The following is a 16,266-nucleotide window of genomic DNA, read 5'->3' as shown; positions in this document are numbered from 1 at the left end:
GAATCTGACTGTCAGTGACCCGGCGTCATCCCGGGGTGAGGACGCAGAACTCGTTGCCCTCTGAGTCGGCGAGGCATACCCATGGCACATCGCCCTGGCCGACGTCGGCGTCCGTGGCGCCCAGAGCCCACAGCCGGGCCACTTCTGCCGCTTGATCGTCACCGGGATACGGCATCAGGTCGAGGTGGACACGGTTCCACACGGTCTCCACGCCGGACGTGCGAAGGAACTCCAGATACGGCCCGACACCCTTGGCCGAACGCAGCCTCGCATGATCATCGTTCACCTCGTGCAGGGTCCAGTCCGTAGCCTCGCCCCAGAACCGGGCCATGGCGCGCGGATCCGCGCAGTTGACCACCACCGTGGCGATCGGCCCTGTGTCCCGGTAGATCGGTCGCGGCTCCAGTACACAGAACACATTGCCCTCCGGGTCGGCCAAGACCGTCCACGGCACATCACCCTGGCCCACGTCGGCGGGCGTCGCACCGAGCTCCAACAGGCGCGCGACCAGCTCCGCGTGATGAGCCGCAGAAGTGGTGGCTAGATCGAGGTGCGCGCGGTACTTCACTGTCTCGGGGTCCGGGACGGTGACGACATCGACGCACACGGCGGTGGGGTCCGGCCAGACGAAGTCCACAGGTTCAACATTCGTCACACCGGGTCCCTCGCTGGAAACACCCCAGCCGAGCGCCTCCGCCCAAAACCGGCCCAGCGTTGAGTCATCCCGAGCCTTGAAATTCACCTGAACAAGTCGCAGCGCCATAGCGCCCGACCCTATACCTAGGTAATACCCGATATGGGAGGCACGCCCTAGTCCGGGCCATTATCGCGGAGTCTTTACTCCAACGCGTCGTCGAGTCAACAATGGCTCTAACAACAGCCTCCGCTGGCTCGGCAGCGCGCCGCCCATCCGACTGCCGCCCCACCGGGCTGCCCTACACAGGAGCACTGACATGAACGATCCGACAGCCACATCCCAGACAACGTCGGCGGTATCTGATCGCGCTGCACGGCTGGCGTCGATCCCATCCCTTCAACGGGTTAACGCCTACATCCGGGAGTACAGTGCCCGCGGGCACGGGCAGGTGCCGGGCTGCGACTTCACCTTCGGCAACCCGCACCAGATGCCGGCTGACCGCTACGTCAATACGCTGCGGGACGCGCTGACTCCTCAGAACGATCAGTGGTTCGCCTACCAGACCAACGGCGAGGCCGCCCGGGAAGCGGCCGCTCAATCCCTTCACAGGCTGCTGGATGTGCCCTTCCGGACGGAGGATATTTACCTCACCACCGGTGGCTTCGCCGCCATCGCCCTTGCCCTGAAGACCGTCGCCGATCCCGGCGACGAGATCATTTACAGCCTGCCGCCCTGGTTCCTATACGAGCCGCTGATCCTTGAAGCCGGGCTCGTACCGGTGAAGGTGAAAATCAACACAACCACGTTCGACCTGGACCTCGACGCGATCGAGGCAGCCATCACGGAACGCACCCGGGTAGTGATCGTCAACTCGCCCAACAATCCCACGGGGCGGATTTATCCCCCCGAATTGCTGGTCCGGCTGGCCGAATTGCTGGAGGCGGCCTCGGCGAGGATTGGACGGCGGATTTACCTCATCTCGGACGAAGCCTACAACCGGATCGTTTTCGACGGCTTGCGATTCCACAGCCCTGTGGAGTTCTACCCGCACACGCTCCTGGCCTACTCCTACGGCAAGACCCATCTCTCCCCAGGCGAGCGCGTCGGCTACCTGGCGTTGCCGCCCACCATGCCGCAGCGGGATGAGATGGAGCCGGCTATCACCGGCCTGCAGGTCGCGATGGGCTGGGTGTATCCGAACGCCCTGCTGCAGCACGCGCTTCCCGAACTAGAGAAGTTCACCATCGACGTCGGCCAGTTGCAGCGGCGCCGGGACCGTCTCGTCGATGTGCTCGGCGGCATGGGGTACCGCGTCCTGCGGCCGGAAGGCACGTTCTACCTGTATGTCACGTCCCCCATTTCGGACGATGAAGCGTTCACCAACTCACTTGCCCGCCGGGATGCCTTCGTGTTGCCGGGCGTGCTGTTCGAGACGCCAGGCTTCTTCCGGATCTCCCTGACAGCCAACGAGGACATGATCGAACGCAGCTTGCCGGCATTCGAAGCGGCGATGAAGGAAAGCCGCCCGTGATTCATGCTGAAGGAGTCCTGCCGGCTGTAGCCGACAGGACTCCCTCCGCGTCCCGCTGAAGTTCCGGTTACCCCGGGATCTGGATCCGCGCCGCTTCCTGCATCAGCGGGTCGGAGATCATCACGGTCGCCGCCCCGGGCGCCATGTCGAAAGCGATGAACCCGCGGGACTTGTCCCCCGGCAGGACGTCTCCGGAGCCCAGCTGGTTATCGGCAAACATGCTGAGGTCAGCCTTGCGGCCGCTTTCATCCTTGGCTGAGAAGTAGAAAGGATTCGAGCTCGTCTTCCCCGCCTCGGTCTCCCACAGCACGTCCAGAAGCAGGTACGTTCCGTTCTTCGGCGGCGACGCAAACGCCGTCGTGGTCACCGTGTCCGTCCGCACGGCGGAGACGATCGTGATTCTGGCGACGTCGCCGTTGCGCATTTTCACGGTGAAGGGTGTCCCCACCGCCGGTCCCGTGGGAGCCGCCGGTGCGGGGGCGGCCGACGGCGGTGCTGCCGCCGGCGGCGCCGCGGCCTCGGCCGGAGCCGCGGAGGCAGCCGCCGAAGCGATGGGGCTGGTGTCCGCCACAGGCTTACTGCCGCTGGAGCAGGAGCCCATGACGATTCCGAGCAGCAGGACGCCAGCCGGAATCACAAAGCGCTTCTTCTTGTAGAAAGGGCGCTTGACTGTGGCCGTAGCAACCGGCATGGACGGGACTGAATCAAAGTTCTGGTGAGACATGGTGGTGGTGCCTTTCAAGGGTGCGATTGGTGATGCTGCGGGTGCTATTGCTTTTCCCATTTGCCGCAGCGGCTGGATTTGAAATCTTGGCCGGCGGACAGCGCAACGGAGGGTCGGCCGCCGCCCGGGAGGTCGTTGTCGATGATGTTGCTGCCGTTGCTGCCGGTGGCGTAGATGCCCCAGTAGCAGGAGGAGCCGACGTCGGCGGATGCCCGGTAGGTTCCGGGTTCGATGTCGGACCCCACTGTCCAGGTGCCGTCACTGACGGTGTTGGCAGCCTTCGCCTTCTCAGCCCCGGTCACTGCCTCTTCCCTAGCCTTGACGGCTGCTTCGGCAGTCTTGACAGCAGCGTCGGCCTTGCCCACTTCGGTCTCCCGTGCGGAAACCTTGGATTCCCGGGCAGTGATGCCGCCCTGAAGGCTGTCGTACTTGCCCTTCACAGACGCGTAACTGGACAGTGCGGCGTCGCGCTCAATCTCGACCGTTGCCTTCTCATCCACCAGTGCCGTGTAGGCATCGCTGGTCTTCGGGTCAGGAAGTACGGTTCCGAAGGCCACCCCGCCGGCGAGAAGCACGACGACGGCGGCTGTCGCCAGCAGGGAGCCCCTATTGCGGCTGGACTTCGCGGCCGGAGCGGGTTGCTCCTCGGCTGCCTCAGGAGCAGTCTGGCCGTCAGGCAATTGCGCCTGGCCGGCGTCAGTGTTCAACATGTTCTCTTCCTTTGTTTGTGGATGACCGCTAAACGGCGGCGGGATACTGATCCCCCAATACGCGGTTCCCCGCCGCCGTCGCAGCTCCGGAAGATTGCTTCGTGGCTGCAGAATGAACCTACGATCGAATCTGTGTACCCTCGCAGGATCTGACCGATAACCCGGGTTATCAGTTGAAATCTCAGAATGTCTGCCGCCGCTACTAAGCTGATGGGACGATCACGACTGAGGGGGCAGCCATGGAGACATTCACGGAAACATTGCGCATGACGCTCTCCGATGTCGCCTCGCTCGCGCAGGTTCAGCGTCCCGTCGTTTCCATGTGGCGCAAGCGAAGCAGCGGAGGCCCGCTGCCATTCCCGGCATCCACTGCGCAAGCCAACGGCGTAGAGCTGTTCGACGCAGACCACATCACCGCATGGCTCCAGGCCACTGGCCGGGGCAACAACCCGGAGGCTCGGAACGATGTCGCAGTTTTCGCGCGACTGGCCGGCCCACCTGGCGAGATGCCACGTGACAGTAGGCAGACCTTCGAAGGCCTGACCGCGATCCTCGCCCTGAAGGTCATCATGGGTCAGGCTGTGGGTGAACGTACCGCGGCCGAGCTGTTGGACGCCGCAGACGAAGCAGACCCTGACGATGTGTTCCTCTACTCCGAACTCGAGGCGCTCGGCTCGGCGCTCTCAGGATTGGCTGGCTTCGCCGACCGGTTGGCGGACAGTGCGTTCAGCGCGCCGGCGGCCTTTGAAAAACTGCTCGCCCACCGGTTCAAGGAGGGGCTGCGAGAGCAATCAGACACCGCGCTGACGGAAGAGGCACTGAAGCTCGTGGGCGCAACTGCCATGGAACTGGCATCCACCCTGGACAGCAGGCTGTTATTCGTCGACTCGACGCCCGGCGGGAGCGACGTGATGCTGAGCATCGTCGAGCAAGTCGGAGAGTCGCGGCCCATCACTCTCCTGGCAGCCGACCACCATGGCAGAGCGTCGCGACTGGCCCGCCGTCGTCTGGCAGTGCATGGCACGGACAGCAGCCCCGTGAAGATCGACGCCAAGGGAGCCTTCGCGGTCAGCGGCCCTGCGGTGCACGTGGCCCAATACCCCGCCCCGGGCAATCCAGCTTTGGACACCACTGGCATCCTGAACAGCATTGAAAACATCGTCCTGCAAATGGACGACAGTCAGCGAGCCGTTGTCATCGCGCCTGCCCGGGTATTGTGCGACGCTCTCGCTGGAGAGACCGGCAACCTGCGCTCAGATCTGTTGCGCTCGGGCAGAGTTCGTGCCGTCGTCCGCCTCCAGCCGGGGCTTCTTCGTGCCAAGCCCCGGGAGCCGCAGGCACTCTGGGTGCTGGGACCGTCCTTCGCTGATGTGCCGATTGCGGAGCGCTGGACGAGCGTAGCGGACCTGAGCACCACTCCGCTCACCCTGGATGTCAGCCAGGACCTGATCAGCGACGTCGTCGCCTCGATGGGCGACCGCGCCACCATCCGCGCGCACTCGTTCAGGTTCACCCGGCTGGTACAGACCCGGGTCCTTCTCGCCGGCAAGGGTTCCCTCGTGAGCGGTCTGCCTGTCAGAAGTACGACGGCGGCGGGCGGCGCCGAGTCTGCGCTCCGGGTCGAAGAACTTGTGCGCCTGTTGTCGACTGGGGCGTCAACATCTGCACTGCCCGGAGTACAGCCGGCCGTACCGGGCACTGGACTCCGGCCCGCTTCAGTTCAGGTACTCCTGTCGGCAGGAACCCTCAAGTACGTCAGAGGCATCAGGGTGGAGGCGACTGACCTCAACCGGCAGGCCGGAAGCAGAATCCTCGGCCGCGAGGAAGTCACGGACCCGGGCAAGGCCAAGCCACGCTTCATCGCGCTCCTCGACTTCGCCGCCAAATACCCGAACGGGCGCCTCACCGAACCTGGCGATGTTGTCTTCTGTACCAGCCCGCGACCCGCAGCGATGGTCGATGCGGAGGGCGGCGCCGTCGTCGTCTTCCCTGCCCGAATTCTGAGAATCGACCGCGGTGACCCCGGCGGTCTGGTACCGGACGTTGTTGCCGCAGACATCAGCTGCCGCCCCGCCGCAGACAAGTCCTGGCGCAACTGGCGGCTGCGCCGCACGCCTGAAGTGCAGCGCCGGCCGCTCACAAATACATTAGCAACCCTGCAACACGAGCAGGCAGAAGCCCGTCAACGCCTCAAACGACTGGAAGAACTCACTACCCTGATTACGGACGGCGTAGCGGGCGGAAGCCTTACCCTGACAGACCCTATCTCCATCGCCGCACCAACAGAAGGAATCGCGAAATGCCCCCGAAACTGAAGGTGGACCTCGCTCCGTCCACCATGAAGGAACTGAAGGACACCCTCTGGAAGGCGGCGGACAAGCTCCGCGGTTCGATGGATGCCTCGCAGTACAAGGACGTGATCCTGGGGCTGGTCTTCCTGAAATACGTATCGGACGCGTTCGAGGAGCGGCGCGGGCAGATCCAGGCCGAGTTGGAGGCCGACGGGCTCAACGAAGAGCAGATCGCCCAGCTGATCGACGACGTGGACGAGTACACCGGCCGTGGCGTGTTCTGGGTGTCGTCCCGGGCACGCTGGACTTACCTGGCGGAAAACGCCAAGGGCTTGGACGCGATCGACGGCGCGGAGCCCAAGTCCATCGGGCTGCTCATTGATGAAGCCATGGACCTCCTCATGGCCGACAACAAGAGCTTGGCCGCCACTCTCCCCCGCATCTACAACCGCGACAATGTGGACCAGCGCCGCCTGGGCGAGCTGCTGGACCTCTTCAATTCGGCCCGCTTCACGGGCCAGGGAGCCAGCAAGGCCCGCGACCTGCTGGGTGAGGTGTACGAGTACTTCCTGGAGAAGTTCGCCAAGGCAGAGGGCAAGCGCGGCGGCGAGTTCTACACTCCTGCCGGCGTGGTCCGGGTGCTGGTGGAGGTGCTAGAACCCCACAGCGGCCGGGTCTACGATCCCTGCTGCGGTTCGGGCGGCATGTTCGTCCAGGCCGAGAAGTTCCTGGCGGCGCACAATATGGAGGGCTCGGACATCTCCGTCTACGGCCAGGAGCTCAACGAGCGCACCTGGCGGATGGCCAAGATGAACCTCGCAATCCACGGCTTGAACGCCAACCTCGCCTCGCGCTGGGGCGACACGTTCGCCCGCGACCAGCACCCGGAGCTGAGCGGCACCAACGGCGCGGACTTCATCATGGCCAACCCGCCGTTCAACATCAAGGACTGGGCCCGCTCCGAATCCGACCCCCGCTGGAAATATGGCGTTCCGCCGGCCGGCAACGCCAACTACGCCTGGATCCAGCACATCATCTCCAAGCTGGCCCCCGGAGGTTCCGCGGGCGTGGTCATGGCCAACGGCTCTATGTCCTCCAACTCCGGCGGCGAAGGCGAGATCCGCGCCCAGCTCGTGGAGGCAGACTTGGTCTCGTGCATGGTGGCCCTACCCACCCAGCTGTTCCGCAGCACCGGCATCCCGGTCTGCACCTGGTTCTTCGCAAAGGACAAGACCGCCGGTCCGCGCGGCTCGGTGGACCGGACCGGACAGGTGCTTTTCATCGACGCCCGGAACCTCGGTTACATGGTGGACCGCGCCGAGCGCGCCCTCTCCGACGAGGACATCGCCAAGGTCGCCAACACCTACCACGCCTGGCGTGGCACCTCTACGTTGGTTGAGCCTGTCGAAACCGATACCCCGGTGGTTGAGCCTGTCGAAACCTACGAGGACATCCCGGGCTTCTGCTATTCGGCAACCCTCACCGAAATCAAGGCAGCGGATTACGCACTGACGCCGGGCCGGTATGTCGGGGCTGCTGATGTTGAGGACGACGGCGAGCCGATCGAGGAGAAGATTATGCGGCTTTCTAATGAGCTGTTTGAGCAGTTCGAGGAGTCCGAGCGGCTGGCGGTTGTAGTGCGCGAGCAGTTGGGGCGGGTGTCGTGAACAACTGGCGCGTTGACTCCTTTAGCAGCGCACCACTGCGGATGATCGACGGAGACCGAGGTAAGAACTATCCCAATGGAGCTGATTTTTCGGCACACGGAGACTGTCTTTTTCTCAGTGCACGGAACGTAACTAAATCCGGCTTCCTGTTCGGAGAGACTTCGTTTATCACAACAGACAAAGACGCCTCCCTCCGCGGTGGAAAGGTTCAGCGCGGAGACGTACTCATCACAACGCGGGGCACCGTGGGAAACGTGGCATATTTCGACGATTCAGTCCCATTTGACAACATGCGCATCAACTCCGGAATGCTCATCCTCCGCACCGACGAATCGCTCCTCGACTCTCGCTATCTGTATCACTTCTTAAGGTCCAATTCCTTTGCCACCCAGATCGAATCTCTGACGTCCGGGAGCGCGCAACCACAACTTCCGGTTCGCGATCTGGGCAATGCCCTTATTCCGATTCCCAGCATGCAGGAGCAACGAGCGATCGGGGAGGTGCTGGGTGCCATCGACGGCAAGATCGCGGCCAACACCAAACTCGCCGCCGCGGCCGATGCGCTTGTTACCACCTACTTCCATCAAGCCGTTCATGGAGTGGCATTTTCGGATCACACCTTTGACGACATCGCGGCGATTTCTGGAGGTGGGACACCCAGCACGAAGGTCCTTGACTACTGGGACGGCGTCATCCCATGGGCCACCCCAACGGACATCACACCTCTGCAGGGCCCATATCTCGAATCAACGAATCGAACGATTTCCCAGGCTGGCTTATCTGCTTGTGCTTCACCGCTCTATCCGGCAGGTTCAATCCTCATGACCTCAAGGGCAACTATTGGGGCATTTGCCCTCGCTCAGACGCCCATGGCTGTGAATCAGGGTTTCATCGTGGTGCAGCCGACTGATCCCACGCTCAACTTTTGGGTCTTTCATGAGATGCGAAGCCGTGTGGACGAATTCATTTCTCTAGCCAACGGAGCTACATTCCTTGAGCTCAGCCGTGGCAACTTCAAGAAGTTCAAAGTCAGACTGGCTGATCCGGGAGCCATGGAAGAGTTCGGTCGCCAAGCGGAGAATCTCCATGCCGTTGCCCGGAATGCCCTGCTTGAAAATGCCAAGCTCGCCGCTACGCGCGACGTCCTCCTCCCTCAGCTCATGTCCGGCAAGATCCGCGTCAAGGACGCGGAAAAGGTGTTGGAGACAGCCGTGGTGTGAACGCGCAACGCGTTGCGACACTGCCAGAAGGGAGACACCAGTGAGCAAGTGCCGCTTGCACATTAGGTCTGGAGCGTTCAAATCTTGGAAGCGGCAGTTGCAAGATTGACCGGGTCCGAGACCATTCCAATGTTGCAACGGCTGTTGCAACACTTCACGGAGACCCACAATGTCTGTAAGTCGGGAGCGGGTTCAGGGTTGTACGGGATAGAGCAACCAGCGATGGGGCCAAAGCGAATTATGCAGCAGCCGGCTGCACAAATGGCATTGAGCGAGCGCCGATGTTGCAGCCGGCATCTGCAACACATCAATTTCAAGCCAATAATCCCAGCGGGTGAGGCCAGCCGCCAGCCGCGGCGTGTAGCGTCAGCTCGCTTGGCGTCTGAGTAAGCTGAGCAACAAACAACTTTGGGGGAATCACCGTGACAGCACCAGCAGTAGCCTTTTCTGAAGCCGATTGGGAGGGCGCCGCGAAGGAGCGGCTCGGCGAGCTCGACTGGAAGCCGACGGAGGGGCAAGCCATCGCTCCCGGCACCGGAGAACGCGATTCCTGGGCCGAACTGCTGATCCGGCCGCGGCTACTCGCGGCCCTCCAGCGCTTCAACCCGACGGTCCCGGCCCAGTACCTACAGCAGGCACTGTCGGAAATCGCGGCACCCAAATCCAACGACGCTCTCGCCGAGAACCACCGGATCCACAACTGCCTCGTGGACGGCTACCGGCTGACCTACATCGACTCCGACGGCAACGAAGCCAACCCCACCATCAGGCTCATCAGCCAGGAACCGGACCAGAACGACTGGCTCGCGGTCAACCAGGTCACACTCGTGGAGGGCGACTACAAGCGTCGCTTCGACGTCGTGCTCTATTGCAACGGCATGCCCGTGAGCATCATCGAGCTAAAGAAGGCGGGCAGCGCGCACGCCGACCTCCCGGGCGCCCACGCCCAGCTCCAGACCTATCTCCGCGAATTCCCCATGGCGTTCCGCTTCTGCGTGTTCACGCTTGCTACGGATGGCATCCAGGCCAAGTACGGAACGCCGTTTACGCCCTTTAATCACTTCTCACCCTGGAACGTGGACGACGACGGCGTGCCCGTCCCCCAGGGCTTCATGCTCGACGGCGATGCGGTCACCGCTTTGGACACCGCATTAGATGGTCTGTACAACCAGGAGCGCTTCCTCCAGCTGACCCGCAACTTCACCGCCTTCGACCAAGGCTCCAGCGGACTGGCCAAGCGCATCGCGAAGCCGCACCAGTACTACGCTGTGACCAAGGCCGTGGCCAGCACTATTCAGGCGGTGGAAAGCAACGGCAAGGCCGGCGTTGTCTGGCACACCCAGGGTTCGGGCAAGTCCATGGAAATGGAACTGTACGCGAACATGGTGGCCCGTCAGCCAAAGTTGAAGAACCCGACCGTCGTGGTCATCACCGACCGGAACGAATTGGACGGCCAGCTGTTCGAAGGCTTCGACCGCAGCCTGCTCCTGGCCGAATCGCCGAAGCAAATCAAAAAGCGCTCCGAGCTGCGGGACGAGCTGAGCAACCGAACAACCGGTGGCATCTACTTCACCACGCTGCAGAAGTTCGGACGCAGCAAGTCCGAAAAGGACGCCGGAGCCGACCACCCGCTACTGTCCGACCGGCGCAACATCATTGTGGTGGTCGACGAGGCGCACCGCTCTCACTATGACGACCTGGACGGCTACGCCCGTCACCTCCGCGACGCGCTGCCGCACGCCACTTTGATCGCTTTCACCGGTACGCCGATCTCCTTTGATGATCGGAACACCCAGGACGTCTTCGGCGACTACATCGACATCTACGATCTGTCCCGCGCGGTGGACGACGGCGCCACGGTTCCCGTCTACTTCGAGCCTCGGCTGATCAAGGTGGGGCTGGCCTCCGATGTCACCGAGGATGACTTGGACAAGTCCGCCGACGAAGTGACCTTCGGCCTGGACGATACCGAGCGGGCACGCATTGAGGCGAGCGTCGCCGTCGTCAACGCTGTCTATGGTGCGCCGCAGCGCATTGCAGCGCTGGCGGCTGATTTGGTGGCGCACTGGGAGAATCGGCGTGACCGGATGGGCAAGTTCATCGAGGCGCCGGGCAAGGCGATGATCGTGGGCGGGACGCGGGAGATCTGCGCGAAGCTGTACTCAGCGATTGTGGAGCTGCGGCCGGACTGGCATTCGAACGACCTCTCCAAGGGCAAGATCAAGGTGGTTTATTCGGGCGACGCGACTGACGTGCCGCCCGTTTCCGACCACGTGCGCCGGGACTCGTTGAATGCTCAGGTGAAAGAGCGGCTCAAGAACGTTGACGACGAGCTGGAGCTGGTGATGGTCAAGGACATGATGCTCACCGGCTACGATTCCCCACCCCTACACACTCTCTACCTGGACCGGCCGCTCAAGGGCGCACTGCTGATGCAGACCCTGGCGCGTGTGAACCGCACGTTCCGCGGCAAAGAGGACGGGCTGCTGGTGGCCTACGCTCCCTTGGCAGAGAACCTGGCCAAGGCGTTGGGCGAATACACGCAGTCTGACCGGGCGAACAAGCCGGTGGGCAAGAACATCGACGAGGCTGTTGGTCTGACGATGACCTTGGTGGGGTCGCTGCGCTCCTTGCTGGCGGGCTACGACTGGAAGTCCGTTTTAATGAAGGGCGGGCCCAAAGCATTCCTGAATGCCGTCACCGGTGCGGTCAGTTACTTGCGCAGCCCGGGTTCGCCCGGTAACCAGCCGGCTGACGGGGAAGAGTCGCTTGCCGCGAAGTACCGCAAGTTCTCCAGCCAGCTGTCACGTGCCTGGGCACTTTGCTCGGGCTCCGAGACCCTGGCTGAACTACGTCGCGAGATCCAGGTGTACGAGGAGATCCGCGTCTGGATGGCGAAGTACGACGCGGCCGACCGGCAGGCCAGCGGCGAGCCAGTTCCTGAAGAGATTCAGCGCCTTCTGGGGATCCTGATTGCTTCGGCGACGTCGTCCGGTGAGGTGCTCGACATCTACGAGGCAGCCGGCATGCCCAAGCCGTCCCTGGATGACTTGACTCCGGAGTTCATCGCGAAGACTCAGAAGGCGCGGAACCCACAGCTTGCGATTGAAGCGCTGCGGAAGCTCATAGCGGACGAGTCCGCGGCATCAACACGGAATAACGTGATCCGGCAGCGGGCGTTTTCCGAGCGAATCACCGAGCTCATGAAGAAGTACACGAATCAGCAGCTGACGTCTGCGGAGGTTATTGCGGAGCTGGTGGAGCTGGCGCGCGAGGTCGCCGCGGAGGGTAAACGGGGCCAGCAGTTCACTCCCCCGCTGAATTCTGACGAGCTGGCGTTCTACGACGCCGTTGCTCAAAACGAGTCGGCGGTGGAGGTCCAGGGCGAAGGTGTCCTGGCCGACATTGCCCGCGAGCTGGTGTCCGTAATGCGGCGTGATGTACGGACCGACTGGACGGTGCGCGATGATGTGCGGGCGAAGTTGCGGTCCTCCATCAAGCGGTTGCTGGTTAGGTTCGGATATCCGCCGGACAAGCAGCCCGAGGCCATCAAGCTGGTCATGGAGCAGATGGAGTCCATGGCTCCGCGGTTTGCCGAGGCGCGAGCATAATGTCGAAGCTGGATGATGTGCTTGTTATCGGAATAGCCTCAAGTGCCCTTTTCAATTTGAGTGAAGGACACCGCGTCTTTACTGATCAAGGAGTGGACGCCTACCGCGACTATCAACTGAAGAATCGGGACGCGATTCTCAACCCTGGGACTGCGTTCGAATTTGTGAGAAAGCTGCTGGCTCTAAACGACCTCGCCAAGGACAGGAAGCTTGTCGAGGTAGTGCTGCTATCCAGAAACAGCCCTGATACGGGCCGCAGAATCATGACTTCTATCAAGCACTACGGACTTGACATGTCGCGAGCAGTATTCACTCAAGGGCGCTCGCCCTATATTTACCACGAGGCATTCGAGATCGACCTATTCCTCTCCGAAGACGACAGTGACGTACGTGAAGCGATCAAGCTTGGGTGTCCAGCGGGAAGAGTCTACCCAGCGCGGGAGCCGGTTCTTCCTGCTCAGATAGAGCATTCACTCACCATCGCGTTCGACTTCGATGGCGTCTTGGCAGATGACTCCTCTGAGAGGGTCTATGCAGAAGGCGATCTGCAAAGTTTCCTCATTCACGAAGTTGATAATATGGACGTACCTGCAATTGGCGGCCCCATCAAGCCGTTTTTCATGGCAATTGCGGGCATTCAAGCCTTAGAGACGCAAAGAAAAGAGTCCGACCCAACGTACCAACGGCGCCTAAGATCCTCCATCGTTACAGCACGGAATAGTCCTGCCGACCTTCGTGTACTCAACACGCTCGAGTCTTGGGGAGTAACCGTTGATGATGCCTTCTTCCTTGGTGGCCTCAAAAAGGGTCCCGTATTGAGCGTGCTAAAACCAGACATCTTCTTCGATGACCAAAAGGTTCACATCGAGGATGCTGCAAAACACACGATGTCAGCGCACGTGGTGTTTGGAGTCAGAAATGAGAAAACTTCTACCCCGGTCCACATTGAATCACCCTCGAGCGTTTCGAAGTAAGTGAGACTTATCGCGTATCGCACCCCTAAGGGAAAAGCCCACTAATAGAACAAACACGCTTCATAGCTCTCGCCACCCCGCGCCCCTGCATGCGACTCATTGACGCTTCAGGCGCCTCTTTCGTGAGGGCCTCTGCGGTTGCCACCGTTGCGCTTTGGTCCGTGCGGCGCTCATTATCTCTGCGTCTGGATCTAGCCCCTCCACCAGGTCAAACGAAAGCTGCTCAAGCGCAACTGACGATTGTTCCTTGGGCGCCTCCGTCACCGATGGGGATACCCTCCGCCACGCGGAAAGCGAGCCCTTCTTGCCCGGAACTTTCTCAAGGCTTCCTGCTTTTTGCAGATTGTAAAAGCGTTGCTTCACGAGGTTTTCTGAGTGAATACCCGTTATCTCCCGTGCTGCTTTATTGGTGATCTCATTGTGACTTTCCAAGTATTCCAGGATCAGCTCTTCAGGTCGAGCCAGAGGAGTGTGCCCAATCCTCACCACAAAATAGTTTCCTTCAAACCTAAATTCAGGATCCTTTAGCTTGGCTTCTTTCATTTTCGCGAACGCTGTCTGCAGTCCTTCCCCAATGTCTTTATTTGGCGGGTCAGGATATTTGTTGAGCAGTCGGACGATGGTGCCGTTCCTGGATGCGCGGTCGGTGAAAATATTTTCGAGCGTGATGTGGCCGGGAAGCTTACCGGGGCTGTGCACTTCGACCCTATTATTGAAAATGTAAATAAGAATATCGTCCGCGAGATTATAGTCCCGGTGGATGACTGCATTGACGATGATCTCTTTTAGAGTTTCAGGTGGATAGCGCGTTGGTACTAGTTGTCCCGACGAATCCCGAGTTTGGACCGCTTGAATTTCCTCGGAAACGGCAGCAAGTGCTTGATCGATCAGGCTGCGCGCCGGGCCTTCCAGAGATCGAGGGACGCCCTTCAGGTAGTCCCGATTTGCCTCTTCCAGATCGGTCTCGTATCGAGCTATTTTGATGCCGCATCTCTTGCTGAGAATGCTCTGCGGATGTTCGGCAAAGAGGAGCGCGGCCGATACCTTCATGCCCTCGGTTTTTCGGTTGTACAACCTCTCACGCCGAAGGAAATCGCCTGGTCTCATCGCAGGACTGATGCTCGACAGAAAGTCCTTGAGCTCCTGCTCCTCAGTCGCCTCCTCTAGAAAGTAATCGCTAAGTTCCTGATCCTCGTATGAGACTGCGCCTTTGGAAAGACTGAGGTTCACAATTTCTTGCCCGGTGACCTCCGTAGACGCGGCGTGGTGCCGAACATACACCTTTCCACCGGCGGTGTAGTGAACATCTCCGCTCTTCGTGATCGTCACCAGGCACACGAATCCTTGGCGCTCTTGCCCTTCAATTTCCAAATAGTTCACTGAGTAGGGAAGCGCGGGCTTGCAGTCCTGAGACAATGCCTGATGAACGGGGTTCAGTTCCTCGATAGTCTCGTAGCCTTGCCAGCGTTCCAAGCTTACGACTGACGTCTTCGCGTCTTCGATACCGAGTGCGAATTCCCCGCCATCGCCATTTGCCAAGGCAACGGCAATCTTCTGGATAACCGAACCCTTAGCCTGCCGACTCTTCACGTCCCAGAAGTGTGATTCCTCGCGCTCAAGCAGGCTCAACGCTTCTTCCACGGTGATCGTACGTCGTTCCAAGATCTCCCAGTTTCGTAGTCGCGTTGTTACTCGAATGAACGTGAGAGTCGGCTGCTGCAGCGCTGTCCCGTTCGTTGCTATTGCTCGCCCTGAATCACGTCGTTCCAAATATGATCCGGAGTTCCCACAGACACGAAAGCTAGGCTGCGTCTACTGGACGCCTTGCACCTCGACCGCTATTTGGAAAATGTCGATCCGTCCACGTTGGTCAACCCCTCGTACGACGTTGGAACTAGAAGTCCCAGTCATCATCCTCGGTGTTGACGGCCTTGCCGATGACATAAGAGGAGCCGGACCCCGAGAAGAAGTCGTGGTTCTCGTCGGCGTTCGGGGACAGGGCCGAGAGGATGGCCGGGTTCACGTCGGTGACGGAAGCCGGGAACATGGCCTCGTAGCCCAGGTTCATCAGTGCCTTGTTGGCGTTGTAGTGCAGGAACTTCTTGACGTCCTCGGCCAGGCCAACGGAATCATAGAGGTCGTGCGTGTACTGGACCTCGTTCTCGTACAGCTCGAAGAGCAGCTCGAACGTGTAGTCCTTGATCTCCTGCTTGCGCTCCTCGGACAGGCCTTCAAGACCCTTCTGGAACTTGTAGCCGATGTAGTAGCCGTGCACGGCTTCGTCGCGGATGATCAGGCGGATCAGGTCGGCCGTGTTCGTCAGCTTGGCCCGTGAGGACCAGTACATCGGCAGGTAGAAGCCCGAGTAGAACAGGAAGGACTCCAGCAGCGTGGAGGCCACCTTGCGCTTCAAGGGGTCGTCGCCCTGGTAGTAGTCCATGACGATCTGGGCCTTCTTCTGAAGGTTCACGTTCTCAGTGGACCAGCGGAATGCCTCGTCGATCTCCTTGGTGGAGGCCAGGGTGGAGAAGATCGAGGAGTAGCTCTTGGCGTGCACGGACTCCATGAACGCAATGTTCGTGTAGACGGCTTCCTCGTGCGGGGTGATCGCGTCCGGAATCAACGAAACAGCGCCGACGGTGCCCTGGATGGTGTCCAGCAGCGTCAGCCCGGTGAACACGCGCATGGTGAGCTGCTGCTCGTCCGGAGTCAGCGTGGCCCACGACTGAACGTCGTTGGAGAGCGGGATCTTCTCGGGCAGCCAGAAGTTGTTGACCAGACGGTTCCAGACGTCTACGTCCTTATCGTCCTGGATGCGGTTCCAGTTAATCGCTTCGACGTGGCTAAGCAGCTTGACCTTCTCGGTCATGTCATCCCCTAAAAGTTGGGTTGTTCTTTGAA

11 protein-coding genes are annotated in these 16,266 nt (G+C 60.9%); 6 read left to right on the top strand and 5 right to left on the bottom strand.

Annotation, left to right across the window (positions count from 1 at the left end; translation table 11 throughout):
- Positions 1–25: 25 nt before the first annotated feature.
- The gene (locus tag NG697_RS03180; RefSeq protein WP_252613611.1) at positions 26–763 is read right to left on the bottom strand and encodes a VOC family protein; all 738 of its coding nucleotides are present in this window, start codon (positions 761–763) and stop codon (positions 26–28) included.
- Between the two features lie 190 nt (positions 764–953).
- Here NG697_RS03180 and NG697_RS03175 point away from each other — a divergent pair, with 190 nt between their 5' ends.
- Entirely contained in the window at positions 954–2,168 is a 1,215-nt protein-coding gene (locus tag NG697_RS03175) for an aminotransferase class I/II-fold pyridoxal phosphate-dependent enzyme (RefSeq protein WP_252599492.1), read from the top strand.
- Between the two features lie 67 nt (positions 2,169–2,235).
- Here the strand turns inward: NG697_RS03175 and NG697_RS03170 are convergent, their stop codons facing one another.
- Together NG697_RS03170 and NG697_RS03165 are read right to left on the bottom strand one after the other, a co-directional pair.
- The gene (locus NG697_RS03170) at positions 2,236–2,892 is read right to left on the bottom strand and encodes a DUF4352 domain-containing protein (protein WP_252599493.1); all 657 of its coding nucleotides are present in this window, start codon (positions 2,890–2,892) and stop codon (positions 2,236–2,238) included.
- Between the two features lie 44 nt (positions 2,893–2,936).
- The gene (locus NG697_RS03165) at positions 2,937–3,602 is read right to left on the bottom strand and encodes an Rv1352/Rv1906c domain-containing protein (RefSeq protein ID WP_252613610.1); all 666 of its coding nucleotides are present in this window, start codon (positions 3,600–3,602) and stop codon (positions 2,937–2,939) included.
- Positions 3,603–3,868: 266 nt separating this feature from the next.
- Between NG697_RS03165 and NG697_RS03160 the strand changes: the two genes are divergently transcribed.
- The 5 genes from NG697_RS03160 to NG697_RS03140 all read left to right on the top strand — a co-directional run bounded on the left by NG697_RS03160 (position 3,869) and on the right by NG697_RS03140 (position 13,365).
- Positions 3,869–5,917, top strand: coding sequence for a hypothetical protein (locus NG697_RS03160; protein ID WP_252613609.1), 2,049 nt, complete (start codon positions 3,869–3,871; stop codon positions 5,915–5,917).
- On the top strand, positions 5,902–7,560 hold the full coding sequence (locus NG697_RS03155; RefSeq protein ID WP_252613608.1) for a class I SAM-dependent DNA methyltransferase: 1,659 nt from the start codon (positions 5,902–5,904) through the stop codon (positions 7,558–7,560). Before NG697_RS03160 ends, NG697_RS03155 begins: the two co-directional genes overlap by 16 nt.
- A 41-nt stretch (positions 7,561–7,601) precedes the next feature.
- Positions 7,602–8,780, top strand: coding sequence for a restriction endonuclease subunit S (locus tag NG697_RS03150; RefSeq protein WP_256472705.1), 1,179 nt, complete (start codon positions 7,602–7,604; stop codon positions 8,778–8,780).
- A 422-nt stretch (positions 8,781–9,202) separates the two neighbouring features.
- Positions 9,203–12,391: a type I restriction endonuclease subunit R gene (locus NG697_RS03145; RefSeq protein ID WP_252613606.1), complete on the top strand. Its 3,189-nt coding sequence runs from the start codon at positions 9,203–9,205 to the stop codon at positions 12,389–12,391.
- Positions 12,391–13,365, top strand: a complete 975-nt coding sequence (locus NG697_RS03140) for a 5'-nucleotidase (protein ID WP_252613605.1) — start codon at positions 12,391–12,393, stop codon at positions 13,363–13,365. The genes NG697_RS03145 and NG697_RS03140 overlap by 1 nt, the downstream gene beginning before the upstream one ends.
- Positions 13,366–13,461: 96 nt before the next feature.
- Here the strand turns inward: NG697_RS03140 and NG697_RS03135 are convergent, their stop codons facing one another.
- Both NG697_RS03135 and nrdF read right to left on the bottom strand, forming a co-directional pair.
- The gene (locus tag NG697_RS03135) at positions 13,462–15,027 is read right to left on the bottom strand and encodes an ATP-binding protein (protein ID WP_252613604.1); all 1,566 of its coding nucleotides are present in this window, start codon (positions 15,025–15,027) and stop codon (positions 13,462–13,464) included.
- Positions 15,028–15,259: 232 nt separating this feature from the next.
- The gene (gene nrdF / locus NG697_RS03130; protein WP_024368367.1) at positions 15,260–16,234 is read right to left on the bottom strand and encodes a class 1b ribonucleoside-diphosphate reductase subunit beta; all 975 of its coding nucleotides are present in this window, start codon (positions 16,232–16,234) and stop codon (positions 15,260–15,262) included.
- Positions 16,235–16,266: the final 32 nt, after the last annotated feature.

The sequence above is a fragment of the Pseudarthrobacter raffinosi genome, assembly GCF_023913835.1.
Taxonomy (GTDB): domain Bacteria; phylum Actinomycetota; class Actinomycetes; order Actinomycetales; family Micrococcaceae; genus Arthrobacter; species Arthrobacter raffinosi.
This window is presented reverse-complemented; position numbering and strand designations above follow the sequence as displayed.